This window comes from Thainema salinarum CENA647 (assembly GCF_057732415.1).
Genome location: NZ_JBYJZJ010000032.1, coordinates 1 through 18,332 on the forward strand (window position 1 = coordinate 1; position 18,332 = coordinate 18,332).

Consider the following 18,332-nt stretch of genomic DNA (forward strand, 5'->3'; position numbering starts at 1 on the left):
CGCATAGTTGTTGGTTAAGACTTCTTGGTCAACGGTTGCACCATTGAGAAACGGGCGCTGAAGAAACTCATTGCCTTCCCGCTGCATCCGAGAAAATGCCTCAGCTGGAACCAGTTCGCGACTGGTATCGATGAGCTGAGCGCGAGTGGCGTTGATATCGCGAGCGAGAGCATTGAAATCAAGAGCGAGGGTAGCAGTGGAGTTAGTCATGGGAACCTCGGTTTGTGAACTTCTGCAACAATAATGTAACACTCTGTTAACAAAAGTTGCAATGAAAAAGACTTTATATTATGGAATCTCCGCCATCAGGCACACTTATGCCTCAACTTTGGAGCGGCGATCGCACTTTTGCCGCTGCTCATAAACGTGCGATCGCAACTCCTCAAACCAGAACACCTGAAAATAACACCTGAACACTCCTCAACAATCCTGAAGGGCAGATGGGGAAAGCGCTATGCAGTAGCTCCCTCAGCTTTGCGTAATTACTCAATGTTCTGATAGAGCTATTCAACAGAAAGAATGCAGCACCTGTCATCGGATGGGTGTTTTTTGTTCAGTAGGTCAGTTGTGATCTCAACTATTGACTTTAATAGTGATCCACGATGGGCTCTTGGCAAAGAATGCGATCGCCGATGGTAGTCTCTGGCAACTTCTACCAATGGGTTCTCACTCGTGTAGGTCACCACAACTCTTCTCATCGCCACAAACTCGGGCCGTTCTGAATTTCTCCTGAGAACACGACTCAGACTTCTCAGCTAACCCTTAAGCCAACTTCAGATCTACCTCAGAGCGGGTTCAGGCTAGCCCTCCACTATAGGAATCAACCAAGGAAAGCAAACCAAATTGATTCCGCCCAAGGAGGCCCCCACTGATGAAATCTCTATTCGCTCATCTCTCTATCCTCGCGATCGCGGCTACTGTCGTGGCTCCCGCTGCTGGCGCGGCTGAACTGACTCCCCAAACCAAACTCAATGAGCGCTTTGAAACCGAGCGTATTGAAACCTTAAATCAGCTCACAGACCGCTTCGACGAGTCCCGCGATCAAGTTCTCAACAAAGGTCTAAACGATCGCTTCAAAGATGAACGCATTCAAACCCTCAATAGTCTGTCGGATCGTTTTGAAGAGTCTCGCGACGAAGTACTCAACAAAGGGTTGAATGACCGTTTTAAGCAAGAACGGATTCAAACCCTCAACAGCCTGTCGGATCGCTTCGAGCAAGAGCGGATTGAAACGCTGAACCAGCTAACAGATCGCTTTGACGATGCTCGTGATCAGAACTTGGATAGCTAATCCGTTCCGTTTCCATCCTGCTCCACTCTTTCCCCCAGGCTGACGCTTGGGGGATTTGGTCAACTCAAACGCTTGGAATCAGCTTGCTTTCCATGATTCCATCCCTCCTACATGTACGTGTGGGAGGGTTTTTGCTCTCTTGTCCTGAACGGGCACTCTGATTAGAAGTCTTTTCTCTTGAATCGCCCATGATGGCATCACTCACGCCGCGATCACATCGGCTGGCGTTGCGCCTTAGCAAGAAGAAAGCAGGCGAGCGTTCTGGGCAGTGGTTCTGGTATGCAAAACACACGGAAGGTACGACCGAGGTGGTTGCAGGAATGTCGGGGGAAGTCAGAATAGATGAGGATGAGAAATCAATCGCGGCAACTGGGAAACCTCCAAACCAATCAAACGGTGGTATTTATGGACAATACGAACGCTCTGGATATATTGGAACGCCATCCCGATAAAGTCAGTGGTGCTTGGGTGTTTAAGGGTACGCGAGTGCCCGTCTCAGCGCTGTTTGAAAATCTCAAAGACGGAGCCTCTATTGACCAATTCTTGGAATGGTTTCCCGGTGTCGCCCGTGCCCAAGTAGAGGCGCTACTGGACTATGAACTCAGACAATTGGAGCAAACTGCCAGTTCATGAAAATTCTGTTCGATCAGGGTACGCCTGTACCGCTCCGCCGCTTTCTGCCAGGGCACACCATTGATACCGCCTATGAACGGAGATGGTCAGAGCTTGCTAACGGCAATTTGCTCACTAAGGCCGAGCAAGAGGGTTACGAGCTACTGATCACGACTGATCGCAACCTGCGCTATGAGCAAAATTTAGCCAATCGAAACATTGCTATTGTCGTTTTGATGACGACCTCGTGGCCTCGCATTCAGCGGCAAACTGATCGCGTTCAGGCGGTCGTGGATGCGATCCAACCCGGTACTTACCAAGAAATTTTCATTGAATAAATGCAGGAAAGCATTACGGGCTCCTGAGTTTAATTTACGATGACTTCGGTTGCTGACGGCCTTATGTTGTTCAGTTTTGTTGAGTTTCAGGGGCTTACCGCGATCGCAACTCCCAACTCTCCAACTAAAAAGCCTGATCCAAAGACCAGGCTGACAGGAGGAGAGTATTCCCGAAAGGGGTTAGAGCGTAGGCAGTTAAAGAGTTTGAGCTGCGAGACGAGGGTTGAACGCTTAAGCAGTAGGGCTTTGAGCTTGTCTATAATACGGATTCAGGCCCAATCATCAGCATTTCAGGCTTAGTTTAGTGATGTGTCGCACTCGCCTTGGTGAGTTTGATCATGGATGGAGTTGCGATCGCAGTTTGGCTGCTCATGCAGATCCTCAAAACAAAAAATGCGATCTCGGGGCGACTTCTACCACTGGGTTCTCACTCTTGTTCGTAAAGTGATCTGTGGGACGGTTCTTGTTAGATAACAACTTGGGGCAACTGCGATCTCAACTCTGCCCCCTCGATCTCTTCAAACCCTTTAACCGCAGCTTATTCCACCTATCGGCAGATCTTATGTAATGTTCCTTTACAATCCGTTACATATTCGTTAAGGTAGGGACATACATAACCACGGATTCACTTGTACATCAGTGGGTTCGCTTTGTTCAATTAACGTATTAACAGCACTCATAAACCATGACTACTACTCTCCAGCAGCGCAGCAGCGCCAACCTGTGGGAGCGGTTCTGTCAGTGGGTGACCAGCACCGACAACCGCCTGTATGTAGGCTGGTTCGGCGTGTTGATGATCCCCACTCTGCTAACCGCGACCACCTGCTTCGTAATTGCATTCATTGCAGCCCCCCCCGTCGACATCGACGGCATCCGTGAGCCGGTTGCTGGTTCACTGATGTACGGCAACAACATCATCTCGGGTGCGGTTGTGCCCTCTTCCAACGCGATCGGTCTGCACTTCTACCCCATCTGGGAAGCCGCTTCCCTTGATGAGTGGTTGTACAACGGTGGCCCCTACCAGTTGGTTATCTTCCACTTCCTCATTGGCGTCTTCTGCTACATGGGACGTGAGTGGGAACTCTCTTACCGTCTGGGTATGCGTCCTTGGATTGCAGTGGCCTACTCTGCCCCGGTTGCAGCGGCATCTGCGGTCTTCTTGATCTACCCCTTGGGCCAAGGCTCCTTCTCTGATGGTATGCCTCTGGGTATCTCAGGTACGTTCAACTTCATGTTCGTGTTCCAAGCCGAGCACAACATCCTGATGCACCCCTTCCACATGCTGGGTGTGGCAGGCGTCTTCGGCGGCAGCTTGTTCTCCGCGATGCACGGTTCTCTGGTAACCAGTTCTCTGGTACGTGAGACCACCGAAACCGAGTCTCAGAACTACGGCTACAAGTTTGGTCAAGAAGAGGAGACCTACAACATCGTGGCAGCGCATGGCTACTTCGGTCGTCTCATCTTCCAATATGCCAGCTTCAACAACAGCCGTTCCTTGCACTTCTTCCTAGCGGCATGGCCCGTGGTTGGCATCTGGTTCACCGCGTTGGGCATCAGCACGATGGCGTTCAACCTGAACGGCTTCAACTTCAACCAGTCGGTCATCGACTCTCAGGGTCGGGTGATTGGCACTTGGGCGGATGTGATCAACCGGGCGAACCTGGGTATGGAAGTGATGCACGAGCGCAATGCTCACAACTTCCCGCTTGACCTCGCTTCTGTTGACGCACAGCCTGTGGCTCTGCAAGCTCCTGCCATCAACGGCTAATCACAAGCTTGTTTGATTAGGGCTTGAATCAATAGCGAAAAGCGCTCCTCGCAATGCGAGGGGCGCTTTTTGCATTGGGGGTTTGTTGCGATCGCACGACTGGCTTTCCCTTCTCTTCGATACCGCTGACCCCGAAGACCTGCAAGTACAGGTGGGAGATCGACTCGAAGCAATGTAGTCAATGGGAATTGGTATCGGCAGTTGATGGGAATCGCAGCGGTACTTCCGCCTGAAGCAACCAAAGAGCAGCTTTCTTCAGGCAGGTTCTGCCGTCAGGAGCCATCGTTGCTCGTGCAACCGCTGCCACGCTTGCTTAACGTGTTGTGGCTTAAACGGTTTTCGTTGCCCTAGTTGCCACTCTTCAGCCGCTGCGATCGCTTGCTCTACATTTGCCGTTGCCTGCGGATCGGCTTGCATCACCCAGTGGGCAATCGCCAGCACCTCCAAGCTATAAGGGCTCTCATAGCCTTCGATTAGGTGCGTGACTCGATTTAAGATGGCAATCGCCGGAGTATCTGCCAAGCAATCCTGTGCCGCTTGAGCAGCCCCAGGTCGAAGTCTAATTTCTGCCCTATCATCGTCAGGGCGGTAGCCCTCAATGGTGTGTCCCTCTAACTGGCGCAGAACCGGATGCAAGTTGGCGGCATAAGCGACCTTGCTCCCCCTGAATAAACTGCAAGCGCAATGGCTCGCCTGCTGCCTGAAGCAAGTAGGCAAGCTTCTGAATTTCCAATATTGTGAGTGGATAATCCAGCGATAGGTATTGCCCCATCAGCACAATGAGCAGGGCACGAGCGCGGGTGAGCGGCGGAAAGGAGGTGCTGGCCGTGACTGTTTCTGGCTTAGCTGCTGGGGGTTCAAAGATTAACACTCTTACCTCTGGCACCTGAGCAAATGCTGCTTCAATCAATGGAGCAACTCGTGACCAGGCTAACCCACCATTGCCACAACCGAGAGGCGGAACGGCAATCGAGCGAATTCCGAATCGCTTGACTGTTTCAATCAGGGCCTCAAGCCCAGTTTCAATATCTTCAATGCGGGATGGATTTTTCCAATGACGTTTGGTGGGAAAGTTGATAATGTAACGGGGATTTATAAGCCGACCGGTCGGCACAGTAAACATCCGCCCTGGCTCCACCTCACCTAATTGGCAGGCCCGTCGATACTCCTCAAAGTTCTCTGGAAACGATTGCTTGAACTGCAGCGCTAAGCCCTTCCCCATCACACCGACACAGTTGACGGTGTTGACCAGGGCTTCCACATCTGCCTCCAGCAAATTCCCTGAACAGGTCTCCAGCATAATTATCATCTCTCGGTTCTCTCAATAGTACCAATTCCGCCGCAGGATGACTCCTGGTTGATGGGTTACCGTCTGTAAACACTGCTCTACCTCGGCTTTGGCCGAGTGATGCATCACACCAATCTCAGTAATGAGCTGCCAGGGAAAAAATTGATGCACCAAAAACTCAGCTTGCCGCCGTCGCTTGCGATCTCTGTCCTCTGGGGTGTCGAACCAGTATTTGAGAGTCATCACCTGCCAATCCACCGTATTCAAGTCAGCAGGATCATCAAAGAACTGGGTCAGTGCCATAATGCCATGTCCATCCGTGAAGACGAACGAAAGGTTGGCTTGCTGCACCGCTGCAACCGTAGAAACTAGGTAGATCACACTCTCTTGCCCATTAGAGTAAGTTGGGACATTGCCCTGATGAATGGCATACAGCATTGGAGAACGGGGCGCAAAGTAGAAAGGCACGTAATCGGTCAACGTTCCGCCTACCCCACAGGGCACTGTTACTCTCGCTCGACGTGACTGAATGCTTTGATTCGCCAAATCGGTATAGCCAATTCCCTGTTGCTGCATTGTGCTATTTGAACACAAACCAGCGATTGCCAGAATTGAAGCCAAGTTGCTCAGATGCGTGATGTGGTAAATGGGAGTTGCCATCAGGAGTCTAACGAGCAGTCAAAGTCGCGTCCAGCTTGGTCTCAGTTCTACTAGACACGACTCCAACCAGGAAGGCATTCACTCTATCAAGAATTGAGGCTGTCTCAAACAAACATAGGAGCAATCCGATTAGATGGCTCTCACATTCACAGCTTCCCAATTGGCTTTGGGTTCATTGGTTATGTGGAAAACTTCACACCTCTACTCCTGTCCAAAAACTGGATTTTTGGCGGTGGTTATTTCAGAGCGTTCGTATTGATCGCGGTGACGTGCAGCTAATCGTACGTACATTGCGATAAGAATTTAAGGGCTTAAAAAGGGATGGACAGCTTACTGATCCAAACTTCGCCCTAATTTCGGATTCCTCAGAAGAAAATATGGTACATTTGAACTGATATTCATGTCTGAGGTTACTCCCCATGCCCTCACTCCACCTCCTTGGCGAGTATGAATCCCTGACAAATCAGCATCAAGAGCAGTTTGCACCTGCCCTTACTCAGCTACAGGCATCGGTAGACGGGATGCTTCACCAACTGCGACAGCAGGAGCGATTATTGGTAGAAGCCCAAGCGCAGCAGTTAGCGCAGCTCCACGCACAGTTGGCAGCCGATGCCCGGTGCCTTCTCAACTCGTTCGAACTACAATCCTTTATTTCTCAAGTGCAGGCAACACCGGCCCATCTGCGTTGGAACCAAACTGAACCACCGCCAGAGGTTGATGCAAATCCTGCTCATTGGCAGCTGACCCAGATGGATCTGCCCCTTGCTATTCGGGATTATGAGACGACTGTCGATCACGATGCTTATGATGACGAACGCACTCATTCTGCTTATGGCTACGGAGTTATCATCGTGGTTGGAGCACAAAGCCAACGAGTTGAGGTTCTGACCCAGCGCATTTATTCCCCGGTTGAACACCGTTCTTACAGTTTGCGGCAGCAGCTTGATTATTATTTTGAAGATAAGGTCACACAACTTCTATCTCAGCAGACTATTACCCTGGCTCAAGATAGATTGGCACAAGAAATTAGTTGTTTGTTCGGCTGTGCTGTACGTTTACTGGCATTAACCCCTCAAACGGTTCAGTTTCACTACTCCACAACAGAGATAGGCAGTCCTGCTATGCCGGAGGATAACCGATGAACCCAGTTTGGGTGAGCTTATCGGCTTATGGGGGTGTCACAACCGGAGAAGCATTAGCAACCCTATGGGCAGCAGGTGTTCGGCACGTTGAATTGGCGATCGGCATGAAGTCCAGTCCGGATACTCTCGAAGTGTTGCGGCAGTATCAACAGCAGGGAATGCAGTATCGCGCCCACCATGCGTTTGTTTGGGACGGGCAGCGCTCCTTCAATCTGGCTCACACGTTTGATGCCTGCTATTTTGAACGGCTAACCAACTGGCTGGTCACGATGGATATCAGGGCTTACTCGGTTCATGCAGGTAGTTATTCTCGATCCGATAATCCTGACGCTGCCTATGCTTGCTTTCTAGAAAATGTCGCTCAATTAGGACAGTTGTGTCGCAATCGCACGATTCAATTTGGGGTGGAAACGATGTATCCCACTCCGTTTGAGGCGGCTCACCAGTATCTTCTCCAAAACAACATTCAGGTTGAGCAATTCCTACAGGACATGCCACACATCAATCTCGTTGTGGATATGGCACACCTCAATATTTGGAGAACTCCAAGCACTTTAGAGAAGTTGCAGGTGCTCCAAACGGCCCTAAACCGAATATTGGAAATTCACATTTCTGATAATGATGATTATCGCGACACCCATACAGCCATTGACGATCGCACGTGGTGGATACCTTACATCACCACGTTTCCAACCCACGTCCCGATTGTGCTGGAAAGCCGGATGAACCGTCAGAGTGCGGCACAAGTACAACAACAGATTGAAGCTGTGCTATCTCGATTACACGTAGGATTCGGTGGGAACTAACTAATGGGATATTGGGTTCGCTATTCCTTTCACAATGTTCGGATTCTGGCCCCTCAAGCTGGGGCAGCTCTGGCAGCTATCCATGCCCTTTACCTCCCCGAAACAATAGAGAAATTTGGGACTGCGCTCATTTGCGATCGCACAACCCATACCCCAAAAAAGTGTTATCGGGGTGGGCGGCTCCCACCTGCTGGCGGTTTTGCGACTTTGATGGAAGCACTATGGGAATGGTCATTGGGAACCGTACAGTTGCCAGATGGCAGTATTGAGATGGTGGCGTATCGGTGCGACAAAGCGGGAGATGAGGGTGTCTTGTTTGATGCGATCGCTCCTTTTCTGGACTACAGTTGCAGTCCCCACATAGATGCCTTTCAGGAAAACAATGAGCATTGGCGGCATGTTTTCGCGGACGGGCAACATCGACCGGTGCCTGGCAAAGTCATTTTTGCTGACCAGTATCCAGAGTTATTTGATTCCTTGAATTTGTGCCACAACGAGGCAGGGTTGCGCGAGTCTGCTCAAGTTGAGGACGGGGAGCCAGTCGAAGCGGGACTACCGATGAAAGGCTATAGCCAAACTGTCGCTACGCTGACGAGTGAGCAACACCAGCAACTGCGGCAGCAGATGAAAGTCCAGGCTATTCTCTTTACGGCTTTACGGCAGTGGATGCAGTCTTGGAATTTGGGGGCGGGATTTGACGACACCTATGCGATCGCACGGCGGTTCATTCGTCATCATTTAGCCCAGCCAACCGCCGCTCAGCTGGCAGCGATTGAACGGCTCCGGGCAGAAAATGTTGAACCAGGCCGGATGAGCACATCAACCGGGCAGCAGGTAATAGCGCTGTTAGCAGACATGTTTACGCAGGAAGACTGGCAGGCAATGGCAGAAGCCGCATCGCACTCCATTTCGTCGCGGGTGTTGAGTGCAGGCCGCACCCGTTGAGATGCACTTGGTTATGGGGTGGAGGTGCGATCGCAATCTATAACGGCAGCACCAAACGAGCCAATCTTAGGCATCAACTTGCAGGGATAGGATTTCGTCGCCTTGTATCAGCAATAAAGTGGTTTAAGTGTACTATTGAACCACGAGGTCAAGATGCAATTGCCATGCCAAATCTACTGCTGATTGAAAGTCCGGGCAAGCTGAAAAAGCTGGGCCAGATTTTAGGGTCAGGCTGGATCATCAAGGCCAGCATGGGACATGTACGAGAGTTAGCCAATGATGGCGAGGATTCCTTGGGTTTCGATTTAGGGGACGACGCGATCGCCTGTCGCTATCAGCCTCGCGATGCCCGATCTAAGAAAGTGCTCTCCGATCTGCGGCAAGCGGTTAAAACGGCGGATTGTGTCTATATTGCCACTGACCCGGATCGCGAAGGCGAAACGATTGGATGGCACCTCCAACAAGCGCTGCGGCTCAAGCACCCGCAGCGGGTGGTCTACAGCGAGATTACGCCCCAAGCTGTGAGAGCTGCGATCGCACAGCCCCGCACCCTTAATCAAGACCTCGTGGCTGCCGGACGGGCGCGCGATTGCCTCGATAAGCTGGTGGGCTACACGGGCAGTCGGCATGTCGTTTGGCCTCTGAAAAATGGGGCGAAGTCGATGGGTCGGGTGCAGAGTGCGACGCTCCATTTGCTCTGTGTGCGGGAGCGGGAGATTCAGGCGTTTGTCCCTCAAGATTATTGGAGCGTTTGGGTGACGTACCGGGAGGGATTCAAAGCCTTTTACCGCAGCAGCCCCAAGCCACAGCGGAAATCAGCCAAGGATTCTGAGGATAAAAGTGCTGAGAACGAATCGGAGCGGGTCACGGCTCAAGAACGGGCCGATGAACTGGTTGCGATCGCGCAATCGCATCCCCATCAGGTTCTGCACATTGAAGGCAAGCAGACCAGTCAGTCCCCGCCGCCCCCCTTTGTCACCTCGACGCTGCAGCAATCGGCAGGCTCGAAGCTTCACTTCAGTCCGGAGCAGACGATGAAGGTGGCTCAGTCGCTCTACGAAAAGGGTCACATCACCTATATGCGAACGGATTCGGTAGTGCTCTCAGCGCCGTTCTGTGAGGCGGTGCGTCAGTATCTTCAGCAGCATGACCCGACGAATGTACCTCGCAAAACCACTCGGCATCGGGCGGTAAAGGGTTCTCAAGAGGCTCACGAAGCGATTCGTCCGACGGACGTGGCCCACTTGCCTCAGCAGCTACAGCGCGAGTTGTCATCGGATGAGGCTCGGCTCTACGAGTTAATTTGGAATCGGGCGGTGGCGTCTCAATGTGCTGCGGCGCGGTTACGCAAAACTCGGATCGTTACTCAGTCCGGTGAAGCGTACTGGGAGGCTCGTGGTCAGGTGCTGGAGTTTGCCGGATACACCCGCTACTGGAATAATATCAGCGCGGATTCGGTGTTGCCTGCTCTGACTCAAGGTCAGGCTTTACAACTAAAGCAGGCCCAGGCCGATCAGAAGCAAACTCAGCCGCCACCGCGCTACAGCGAACCGAAGCTGGTGAAGCTGATGGAGCAAAAGGGGATTGGCCGACCCAGCACCTATGCGCCCACGATCAAAACCCTGCGGCAGCGAGAATACGTCGGCTTGCTGCAAGGAAAGTTACAGCCGACAGCGTTGGGATTGGAACTGGATGGAGCGCTAGAAAAGCTTCTGCCGGATTTGATCCAGCCGGAGTTCACTGCTCAGATGGAAACGGCACTGGATGCGATCGCAATCGGTGAGCAGGACTGGCAGTCGTATCTGATTGGCTGGAACCGGGACTACTTTGCACCTGCAATTTCCAAGGCCAAGTCTCAACTCCTATCTCTACCGACTTTTGCTGAGCAGCCTCCGATTGCGATCGCTCAGGCGTCTAAGAAGGCGTCTGGCTCTCAAACGAAATCGGCGAAGGGGCAAGCGACGAAAACTAAATGCCCCACCTGCGGTGCGGTGATGATCAAGGTTCCCTCTCGCTCCAAGAAGATGAAGGCTAAGCACTTCCTCAAGTGCTCTGGGGCAAGTTGCAGGACGGTGATGTTTTGGAATGCTAAGGCGAAACGCTATGAACTGCCTCAGGCTCAGCGGCAGGCTCTGCATCCAGAGCTGTTTAGGGATCATCCTTGCCCAGTCTGCGGTGCGATGCTGGAGCGCTATGCCTATACCAAAGACGGTCAAGATAAGGTGATGTTACGCTGTTCGATCCTAAAAAATCGGCGTGGGAAGTGCAAGGAAGTGGCCTATTTCCAGAGTCGAGGAGCGTTTTGGTCACCTCAGTTCGGCACGCTGCAGGAGTAACCCTAAGCGTTGTCAGTATGAAGACGGCTCACAACCGTTCGGCGGTGACTCGCTCTTGCTGGAGTACCTAAGCATAGATGCAGTCTCTGGCACTGGCTGCGATCTCGTCCTAATCCTATTGGGTGAGCACTTGGCTAAAAGTAGGCAATAGTTGGCTCGAACCATAGTGTTTTCCTTCAATATCCAAAATCCCTTCTCTCATCTTTCTTTGACTCTCAAATCCCTCCGACAAGAGACGCAGCTGCGTCAATCGGAACAGGTCTGCCGATTAGATAACCTTGAACCTTCGATACGCAGAGTTCACGAAGCGTCTTTAATTCTGCGCTCGTCTGAACTCCTTCTGCAACAGTTCTACTACCAGTTTCTTCGGCAAACCGGATCAAAGCTGCTGCAAGAGCCCGACTCGAAAAATCTGAATCAATATGGCGGATAATACTCATGTCTAGCTTAATTACATCTGGCCTTAACTTCAAAATGTGGCGAAAACTAGAGTATCCTGCGCCTGCGTCATCCACCGCCAAGCGTAAACCTCGCCTACGAAACAGTTCGAGCATCTGAGCAAACTTCAGATAATCAGCTACTGAAATATGCTCAGTAACTTCTAACACGATCCGGTCTACCGGTACGTTATCAAGCACAGCAGTCAACGCACCACTCAGAATGGCATCAGGAGAAATATTGAGCGACAAGTATACATCCTCGGGCAGAAAATTGAGCCCTCTCAAGGCTTGCTCAAGCACTTCTAGTTCTAAACATATACCTAGACCCACTTTATAAGCTTCATCGAACCATACATCCGGTGAACGAGTTGGAACTGATAGAAATCGAGTCAGGGCTTCAAATCCAGCGATTCGATTCTCTTCAATATCCCAAATGGGCTGATAAACAATCATAAATTCTTTAGAGGCAAGCAGAAAGTTAATTCTCTCTGTTATCTCATTGTGAATTTGTACTGTCTTAACTTGTCGTTCGATTTGAAGCGCAACGAGGTTTGCAAAGGCACTCATAACTGCAATAGAACGTTCATCCAGAGTCTGATCAGGGGTTACGCTAAAGCAACAGAAAGTCCCATACGTATGACCGTCCGCCAGATAAATAGGAACGCTCAGATGAGCACCGATCGGCAGACTAGTTGTGATCGGCAACTCTAAGGCTTCAGGAAAACAGGCAGCATCTTGCATTAACTGAGGCAAGCGCCCGTCTACAATCCGTTGACAATAGCTTTCCTCTAACAAATCAGATGTGCCTACTTGAATAAACTGCCTATTAGGTAAAGCATCAACATACTTGAATAAACGTCTACCGCCTGAGAACTCTGAGATGAAGGCAACATCCATATCTAAGGACAAACGGATAGTTCTTAGAATATCTATAATTACTTCATCATTACAGCTATAACAAGCGTGATTTTTAGTATCAGATGAATTCTGACCATCATGCGCTTTTAGAGGCAGATCAACCATGCTTATTCAGGCGCTTCTAGAAATACAGTCATGGGTCAAATTCTGCATTTGCAGATCCCAAAATTTAACCCATAGATCACAGTATTCTCGACACAGAAATTCTATATGTTTATACTCCTCAGGAAGTAATGATTGCATCAGAACTTGCCATAAGTCTGATTCATGGACATCATCATCAGCCTCGGACTGAGCATCGCTGCTTTCCCCATGACAGAGATAATAGCCCGAAGTTGTCGTCACACCTGAAGCTTTCGCATTTCGCCTCATTGGGGCACTAAAGAGAACAACAACTCTCTCGGCTACTGCTAACAGGCTGGTAACCGCACTTAAGCTTTCGTAAGAGGATCGCAAATGCTGCAAAAGCTGATGGGCAATTGGCGACGGAACATATTCCGATCTCTCAATTGGGCTAATACCTAACTCACTCAGAACGTTCTCATAAAGTGGATAATGTGCTCGGTAGGGAGTGCCACAATATCCATTGGGTTCGCTAGTATCAGCATCGAACCGAAAACCAAATTCATCAAGAATATTGAAGGTTAGAAGAAAGCGGGCCGCCATTTTCTGGCCAGCTTGCAGTCGTGGTTCTAGCTGGCGACATTGGTATTGTGCCATCAGCAAAGCATCGGTAAATTCCTGAACAATGGCATGTCGATACTCCAAATGAATCCGACTAGTTGCCGCCTTCGAGAAAGTAGCATGATTCAGTGCAGAAATTGCTGGATGCACAGATACGGGATGGCTCAAAATCATATCCTGTACACGAGCAACAAACTCTTGATTCTTAGACCAAAGCGCATCAGGAATTGAATGCCGCATCGTTTCTCTAGCGATTTGACCAGAAATACTTGAACTCACTACAAACTCCCTTGGACACCAAATAGAACATACCCACAGTCAACGCAGAGGATACAGGAATCGACATCAAAAGCACAGATCGTTCCGTTTTTAGAGGTCATGAGAAGGAGCACAGATGAAAGCTCTCTTACAAATTTCAAGCACCAAGCCAAAATGACCAAGCCTAGCTCGTTGCAAAGCTCAAGAGCCACTTACGCTGATACATCAAAGATATGTGAGAATCATCCAAGGATGCATAATCTGGACTGGCTAGCCGACATTCTGTATTTCTCATTGAGAGAAACGATAATACAGATCTGTACACATGTCAATCAGTTGTATTGTATTCAACAGCGATTCTTTTGTACAAGTACCTCCTGTTATCCTGTATTATTTGATTCTTAATTCTCTTAAATTCTTCTTTAAAGCTTGGTTCGTATAACCTTTTTCAACATCTTTGGTCATTTTCTGTCATTATCTTGAGTGTCGAAATATCTATGAGTAGCAAACCAAAAGAACGTTTGATTGAGAATGCTCTGAAACTATTTTGTCAGCATGGCTTTTTTGCCACTGGAATTGACACCATTCTCGCTGAAGCGAAGGTTTCTAAAACGACCTTGTACAGAAATTTTAGGTCAAAAGAAGAGCTAATTATTGCAGCCCTTCGTAGGCAAGATGAAAGTTTCCGCAATTGGTTTATGCAAGCTGTGGATAAAGCATTTAGCGATCCCGTTGACAGAGTGATCGCTGTTTTCGACATCTATCAATCATGGGCTGAGAGAGAAGAATTTAATGGTTGTGCTTTTGTCAAAGCCTCAGCTGAATATCCATCTATCGAATCTCCCATTCATGCTATTTGTGCTGAGCATAAGAGACTGATGATGCGATATATTCAGAGTCTAATAGAGGCAGCTGAAATTCAGGACTCTGCTAATGTCGCAACTCAATTTATGGTTCTTTTGGACGGAGCTACAGTACTGGCCCAGATTATGGGGGAATCTCACCCCTTCCAACAAGCCAAAGAATCTGCTCAAAAACTGATTAGCAGTACTTATTAAGCCAATGTCAGAACTGATTACTTTGTGCAAGCCTTGATAATCTGCCCTTGATAGCGTTGCTCATAGTAGTTGGCACTCGGACGTCATAGCTTCCCCCAGAACTCCAGAGCCGATAGAAGAGGCGAGCCAATTTATGAACAGTGGCTGTAATGGCTTTGGGTGTTGCCAATCGTATTCGTAGACGTCGATAAAAAAACCCTAGAGCAAAATCGGGCTATCTGTTCTCCGGTCGCAAGGGTGGCTGTATTACCCGCCAGGCTTGTGATATAGCTTCGAGACAAGCTTGCGATCGCATCGGTCTACGGGGCTTCAGTACCCACAGCAATCGGCGCACTTGGGCGACCAAGTTGGACAAAGCCGGAGTCCGGCTGAAGACGATCCAAGATCTCGGCGGATGGACTTCGATGGCGGCACTACAGCGCTATTTGGAGGTGTCGGATGAAGAGAAGGTAGATGCGATCGCAAAGTTGTGAAGTGGTCAAACTACGCTGAAGATATTGCTCTGTTAACACTGGGTATTTTACAAACAATGATGGTGAAGCCTGTGAGAGTCTGCGTTGACGAGAGGTGAGTGTGAAATACTTCAATCCCAAGGTTATGAAGCCGAATGTCAGCCAGTTTCATGAGGCTGTGAGAGACAAGATAAGTGAGTCAGGACAGCAGAGTGTTGCTTACAAAGCAGTTCTAAATTTGTTTGAGCAAGCGCAGTCACTGTATCGGAGTCTAGATGGTGTGACATCTCCAAACATTGCTCACCTGAAGGATGCGAATAAGTACCTTACCCAACGGCAGGAGACTGACGCTATCGCGCTCACAGCTTTGTATGTACGGAGTTTGGGAACTATTTTTGCTCATAATGCGGTGAAGCAAGACACCACGCTCAGCGACCAAGGGGTATGTCAAATAGATTGTGTCAAAGGTAAAAACTCAAGTTGGAAAGCGATCGCTGAAATGAAATACCCCGCCGCAAGCGGACGGGGTATCAGAATCAAAAAAGAGCAAGTTGATTATCCCGATGCAATTTGAGGTAATCTTTGCCTTGGGCTTGAACATATTTGGCGATCATTCCTTCATCCCCGTGGCGGCCTACTGTACTCGCAAAATATCCATCACTCCAAAACTCGCCTCCCCAAAGTTTCTGCTTCACTTGAGGGCATCGTTTGAAGACTTCTCGTGCAGTTAAACTTTTCAGCATCGTTACCAGTTTGGTCACACTATAGGTCGGCACGGACTGCACTAGAAAATGGACATGGTCTTTGTCCACTCCAATTTCGACAAACTTCACCTCGTAGCGTTTCTCGATTTCGAGGCAGACCTCTCGCAGAACCGCATCTACTTGCTCATCAAACACAACCCGTCGATACTTTGCTGGAAACACTAAGTGGTATAGCAAAACTGTTACGTTATGACTCTTGTGGATGTACTCACTCATTCTTAGATCTTACGCCGCAGAGCGGCGGGGAATGGACCCCAAGAGATTCAACCGGATCATTCGCTTCCTGTGCTTCAGAAGGAGAATCGAATCCAGTTAGCTTCCCTTCAGCCGGACAGGGTATCTCAAAGCCCGCCTGATAGCTACCTGAAATCGTATTGGTGCGGTCGGTTTCAGCGGTTCCCCAGACAACATCAATACGCGCGATGATACCTTCGAGGCCCGTAATTCCGGTAGGAAAATCGCTCAGCGCAACATTTTCAAGCCCTGGCACCTCTGCAATTTTGGCTTTGTCCCACCCCTTCAAATCAATAATCGGCACCGCATCAATGTTGGGAATGTCTGCGATCGCAAATTCATCGAGCGTCGTCTCACCCAATTGAATATCGCTCAAACCGGGATTGCGCTCCAAAAAACCTGAGATCGTCTCACTGCCAAAACTAATCTGTCCGGTCGTTTCAGAGAGCAGCTGCTTGACCGGGGCTACTTCATCGACCCGGTAATCTCCGAAGTAAGGAATCGCATAGTCAAGATTGGATAAGGTTTGACGTTCTAGGAGATCGAAGCTCGATAAGCGAGCGTCGGTGTAATTAGTCCCGGTGAGTTGATTGATCTGTCCTAGCGAGAGAGCCTGTCCATTCAATGAGGCCACATCCCCCAGCGTCAGAATGTTACTCACCGAATCGCCCACTTCCCACTGACGTTGAAGCCCTTGAAATTTAACGCGACCGCTATCTTCAACTGTTCCCAAATCCAGGAAAGAGACCGTTTCAAAGTCAGGAATGACATCCTGATAGGCAGCACGTTGAGGCTGCGCGGTTGGCACAGGTTGAGCGAACGTCGGAACCGCTGATAGCAACCAAGCTCCGATCGCAACGAGGAGGATGAGTAGGCATCTCAATAGGTTTAGCATGGCTCTAAAATTCGGAGCGTTCTCCATCCGCGAGCTGGACACGGCGAGAGTAGCGATTGGCCTGAACGAGATCGCGGGTAGTGAAGGCATCCTCATCAATTCCCATCAATGACTGTTCCGGCACGGCAAACCGCGAGGTATCTGGCCCGGATACCGGAATGGCATAATCTGCCCGATTGGCAATGGCAGCAATTTGGTCACTAATATCCCGCTGCGTTGCTGCTGGAGTAAACGTTTGGCGCTCCTCTAAGAGGCTCTCTAGCTGAAGCTGTGGTTTGTCAGGGCAACAGTTGCCTCGGCGCATATCGCAGAAATAATAAGCATCAGCGACATGCCGCACTGCTTTGGCTACTTCAGCGGGCGTACAGCCGCGATATTCCCGCAGCAGAATGCGCCAATCTCGATCTGAGAAGTCGTACTCGAAATATTGGCCGAGGTGAACCTTAAATACTTCCCAGAGCGAACCCGCGTGGGGCATGCCAAAGAAATGGATATACTCAAACCGCCGAATCATCTCGGCAGGCAGCATCTGAAGGTGATTAATCGTGGCGAACATCACCACAGGCGAGGTGTGATCCTGCATCCAGCTCAGAAGCTGACCAGCCATCTTCCCCAGCACGCCACCTTCAACGCGAGTATCCCAACCGGAAAAGGCTTTCTCAAACTCGTCGAAAAACAGAATGCAGGTGCCAATTTCGTCTACAAAATCCAGTAAGCCGTTCAGGTTCTTCATTGACTCCTGAACAGTACGACCGACCAAACTATTCCAATCCGCACTCACGAGTGTGCCGCCAATATGTTTGGCCGCCAGCTTCGCCGCTAGCGATTTGCCAGTACCAGGAATACCCCACAGCAAAATGGCTTTCGGCGGCCTCAGGTGACGAGTTGCAGCTTCTGGCTGCAACAGCAAGCGGACTTTATCTAGAGTTTCGTAGAGCCGATCCATCCCGGCTGCGACAGGCACATCGGGTTCTGGCAATAAGTTGATACCGCGTCCTTTCAGCTTTTTGGTCTTGTAATTCATTACCAGATCGGTGATGGCGTCAATATTGACTACACCAGAAATCCGTGCAGTGGCCCGGTGCAGGGCAATCTCGATCTCACCTCGGGGTAAGCCAGAACATGCCTGGGTCAGTTGACGCTGACGGTTCCGATTTTCTTGGTTTTGCTCCATGCTGAACACATCCCAGCAAAATTCTGCTACCAAACGCTGCACAGCCTCTCGGCTTGGTAACGGATACTCCAGAGCAGGCAACAACGGATAAATATCCAGCGGAATGTGTGGATCCGAATCGAGCAGGATGATGTACTGCTCAATATTGGTTTGCCGCAGGGCAAAATGAGCATTCTGAATCTCATGCACCTGCCGATCGCTGATGTCCTTCAGCAGTCCAGCCAGCACAAATACGCCCGGTCGGAGCAAACTCACCACCCGAGCAATTG

At 50.0% G+C, this 18,332-nt stretch carries 19 protein-coding genes and 1 pseudogene; 11 read left to right on the plus strand and 9 right to left on the minus strand.

From position 1 onward, the window contains the following. A pseudogene (locus AC286M_RS36110) lies at window positions 1–210 on the minus strand (hypothetical protein); the annotation flags it as partial. Between the two features lie 661 nt (window positions 211–871). On the opposite strand from AC286M_RS36110, the gene AC286M_RS36115 reads away from it, so the two are divergent. The 4 genes from AC286M_RS36115 to psbA all read left to right on the plus strand — a co-directional run bounded on the left by AC286M_RS36115 (window position 872) and on the right by psbA (window position 4,009). Then, window positions 872–1,291: a hypothetical protein gene (locus AC286M_RS36115; RefSeq protein ID WP_488209033.1), complete on the plus strand. Its 420-nt coding sequence runs from the start codon at window positions 872–874 to the stop codon at window positions 1,289–1,291. 348 nt (window positions 1,292–1,639) lie between these two features. After that, window positions 1,640–1,924 carry a DUF433 domain-containing protein gene (locus tag AC286M_RS36120; protein WP_488209034.1) on the plus strand — a complete coding sequence of 95 codons (285 nt, stop codon included), beginning with the start codon at window positions 1,640–1,642 and terminating at the stop codon, window positions 1,922–1,924. Next, window positions 1,921–2,241, plus strand: a complete 321-nt coding sequence (locus AC286M_RS36125) for a hypothetical protein (RefSeq protein ID WP_488209035.1) — start codon at window positions 1,921–1,923, stop codon at window positions 2,239–2,241. The genes AC286M_RS36120 and AC286M_RS36125 overlap by 4 nt, the downstream gene beginning before the upstream one ends. A 685-nt stretch (window positions 2,242–2,926) precedes the next feature. After that, the gene (gene psbA / locus AC286M_RS36130; protein ID WP_488209036.1) at window positions 2,927–4,009 is read left to right on the plus strand and encodes a photosystem II reaction center subunit D1; all 1,083 of its coding nucleotides are present in this window, start codon (window positions 2,927–2,929) and stop codon (window positions 4,007–4,009) included. 255 nt (window positions 4,010–4,264) lie between these two features. On the opposite strand, the gene AC286M_RS36135 is transcribed toward psbA, so the two are convergent. From AC286M_RS36135 to darT, 3 genes are all read right to left on the minus strand, one after another. Further along, entirely contained in the window at window positions 4,265–4,531 is a 267-nt protein-coding gene (locus AC286M_RS36135; protein WP_488209037.1) for a hypothetical protein, read from the minus strand. Window positions 4,532–4,604: 73 nt separating this feature from the next. Then, window positions 4,605–5,309: a type II toxin-antitoxin system antitoxin DNA ADP-ribosyl glycohydrolase DarG gene (darG, locus tag AC286M_RS36140; protein ID WP_488209038.1), complete on the minus strand. Its 705-nt coding sequence runs from the start codon at window positions 5,307–5,309 to the stop codon at window positions 4,605–4,607. A gap of 21 nt (window positions 5,310–5,330) precedes the next feature. After that, a complete protein-coding gene (gene darT / locus AC286M_RS36145; RefSeq protein WP_488209039.1) occupies window positions 5,331–5,957 on the minus strand; it encodes a type II toxin-antitoxin system toxin DNA ADP-ribosyl transferase DarT in 627 nt (208 codons plus the stop codon). A gap of 419 nt (window positions 5,958–6,376) precedes the next feature. Between darT and AC286M_RS36150 the strand changes: the two genes are divergently transcribed. From AC286M_RS36150 to topA, 4 genes are all read left to right on the plus strand, one after another. After that, window positions 6,377–7,099, plus strand: a complete 723-nt coding sequence (locus AC286M_RS36150) for a hypothetical protein (RefSeq protein WP_488209040.1) — start codon at window positions 6,377–6,379, stop codon at window positions 7,097–7,099. Continuing rightward, window positions 7,096–7,905, plus strand: a complete 810-nt coding sequence (locus AC286M_RS36155) for a sugar phosphate isomerase/epimerase family protein (protein WP_488209041.1) — start codon at window positions 7,096–7,098, stop codon at window positions 7,903–7,905. Before AC286M_RS36150 ends, AC286M_RS36155 begins: the two co-directional genes overlap by 4 nt. A gap of 3 nt (window positions 7,906–7,908) precedes the next feature. Further along, window positions 7,909–8,850 (plus strand): hypothetical protein, encoded by a 942-nt coding sequence (locus AC286M_RS36160; RefSeq protein WP_488209042.1) that lies wholly within the window; start codon window positions 7,909–7,911, stop codon window positions 8,848–8,850. A 164-nt stretch (window positions 8,851–9,014) separates the two neighbouring features. After that, window positions 9,015–11,186: a type I DNA topoisomerase gene (topA, locus tag AC286M_RS36165; protein WP_488209043.1), complete on the plus strand. Its 2,172-nt coding sequence runs from the start codon at window positions 9,015–9,017 to the stop codon at window positions 11,184–11,186. Window positions 11,187–11,401: 215 nt separating this feature from the next. On the opposite strand, the gene AC286M_RS36170 is transcribed toward topA, so the two are convergent. Together AC286M_RS36170 and AC286M_RS36175 are read right to left on the minus strand one after the other, a co-directional pair. Next, the gene (locus AC286M_RS36170; RefSeq protein WP_488209025.1) at window positions 11,402–12,649 is read right to left on the minus strand and encodes a sensor domain-containing phosphodiesterase; all 1,248 of its coding nucleotides are present in this window, start codon (window positions 12,647–12,649) and stop codon (window positions 11,402–11,404) included. 6 nt (window positions 12,650–12,655) lie between these two features. Beyond that, on the minus strand, window positions 12,656–13,468 hold the full coding sequence (locus AC286M_RS36175; RefSeq protein WP_488209026.1) for a heme oxygenase-like domain-containing protein: 813 nt from the start codon (window positions 13,466–13,468) through the stop codon (window positions 12,656–12,658). A gap of 515 nt (window positions 13,469–13,983) precedes the next feature. Here AC286M_RS36175 and AC286M_RS36180 point away from each other — a divergent pair. From AC286M_RS36180 to AC286M_RS36190, 3 genes are all read left to right on the plus strand, one after another. After that, on the plus strand, window positions 13,984–14,544 hold the full coding sequence (locus AC286M_RS36180; RefSeq protein ID WP_488209027.1) for a TetR/AcrR family transcriptional regulator: 561 nt from the start codon (window positions 13,984–13,986) through the stop codon (window positions 14,542–14,544). Between the two features lie 245 nt (window positions 14,545–14,789). Beyond that, entirely contained in the window at window positions 14,790–15,017 is a 228-nt protein-coding gene (locus AC286M_RS36185; protein WP_488209032.1) for a tyrosine-type recombinase/integrase, read from the plus strand. Between the two features lie 100 nt (window positions 15,018–15,117). Then, on the plus strand, window positions 15,118–15,570 hold the full coding sequence (locus tag AC286M_RS36190) for a hypothetical protein (RefSeq protein ID WP_488209028.1): 453 nt from the start codon (window positions 15,118–15,120) through the stop codon (window positions 15,568–15,570). Here the strand turns inward: AC286M_RS36190 and tnpA are convergent. From tnpA to AC286M_RS36205, 3 genes are all read right to left on the minus strand, one after another. Beyond that, window positions 15,533–15,976, minus strand: a complete 444-nt coding sequence (gene tnpA, locus AC286M_RS36195; RefSeq protein WP_488202591.1) for an IS200/IS605 family transposase — start codon at window positions 15,974–15,976, stop codon at window positions 15,533–15,535. The genes AC286M_RS36190 and tnpA overlap by 38 nt on opposite strands. Beyond that, window positions 15,969–16,889 (minus strand): hypothetical protein, encoded by a 921-nt coding sequence (locus AC286M_RS36200; protein WP_488209044.1) that lies wholly within the window; start codon window positions 16,887–16,889, stop codon window positions 15,969–15,971. The genes tnpA and AC286M_RS36200 overlap by 8 nt, the downstream gene beginning before the upstream one ends. A 4-nt stretch (window positions 16,890–16,893) precedes the next feature. Beyond that, a partial coding sequence (locus AC286M_RS36205; RefSeq protein WP_488209045.1) for an ATP-binding protein occupies window positions 16,894–18,332 on the minus strand: 1,439 nt, incomplete at its 5' end.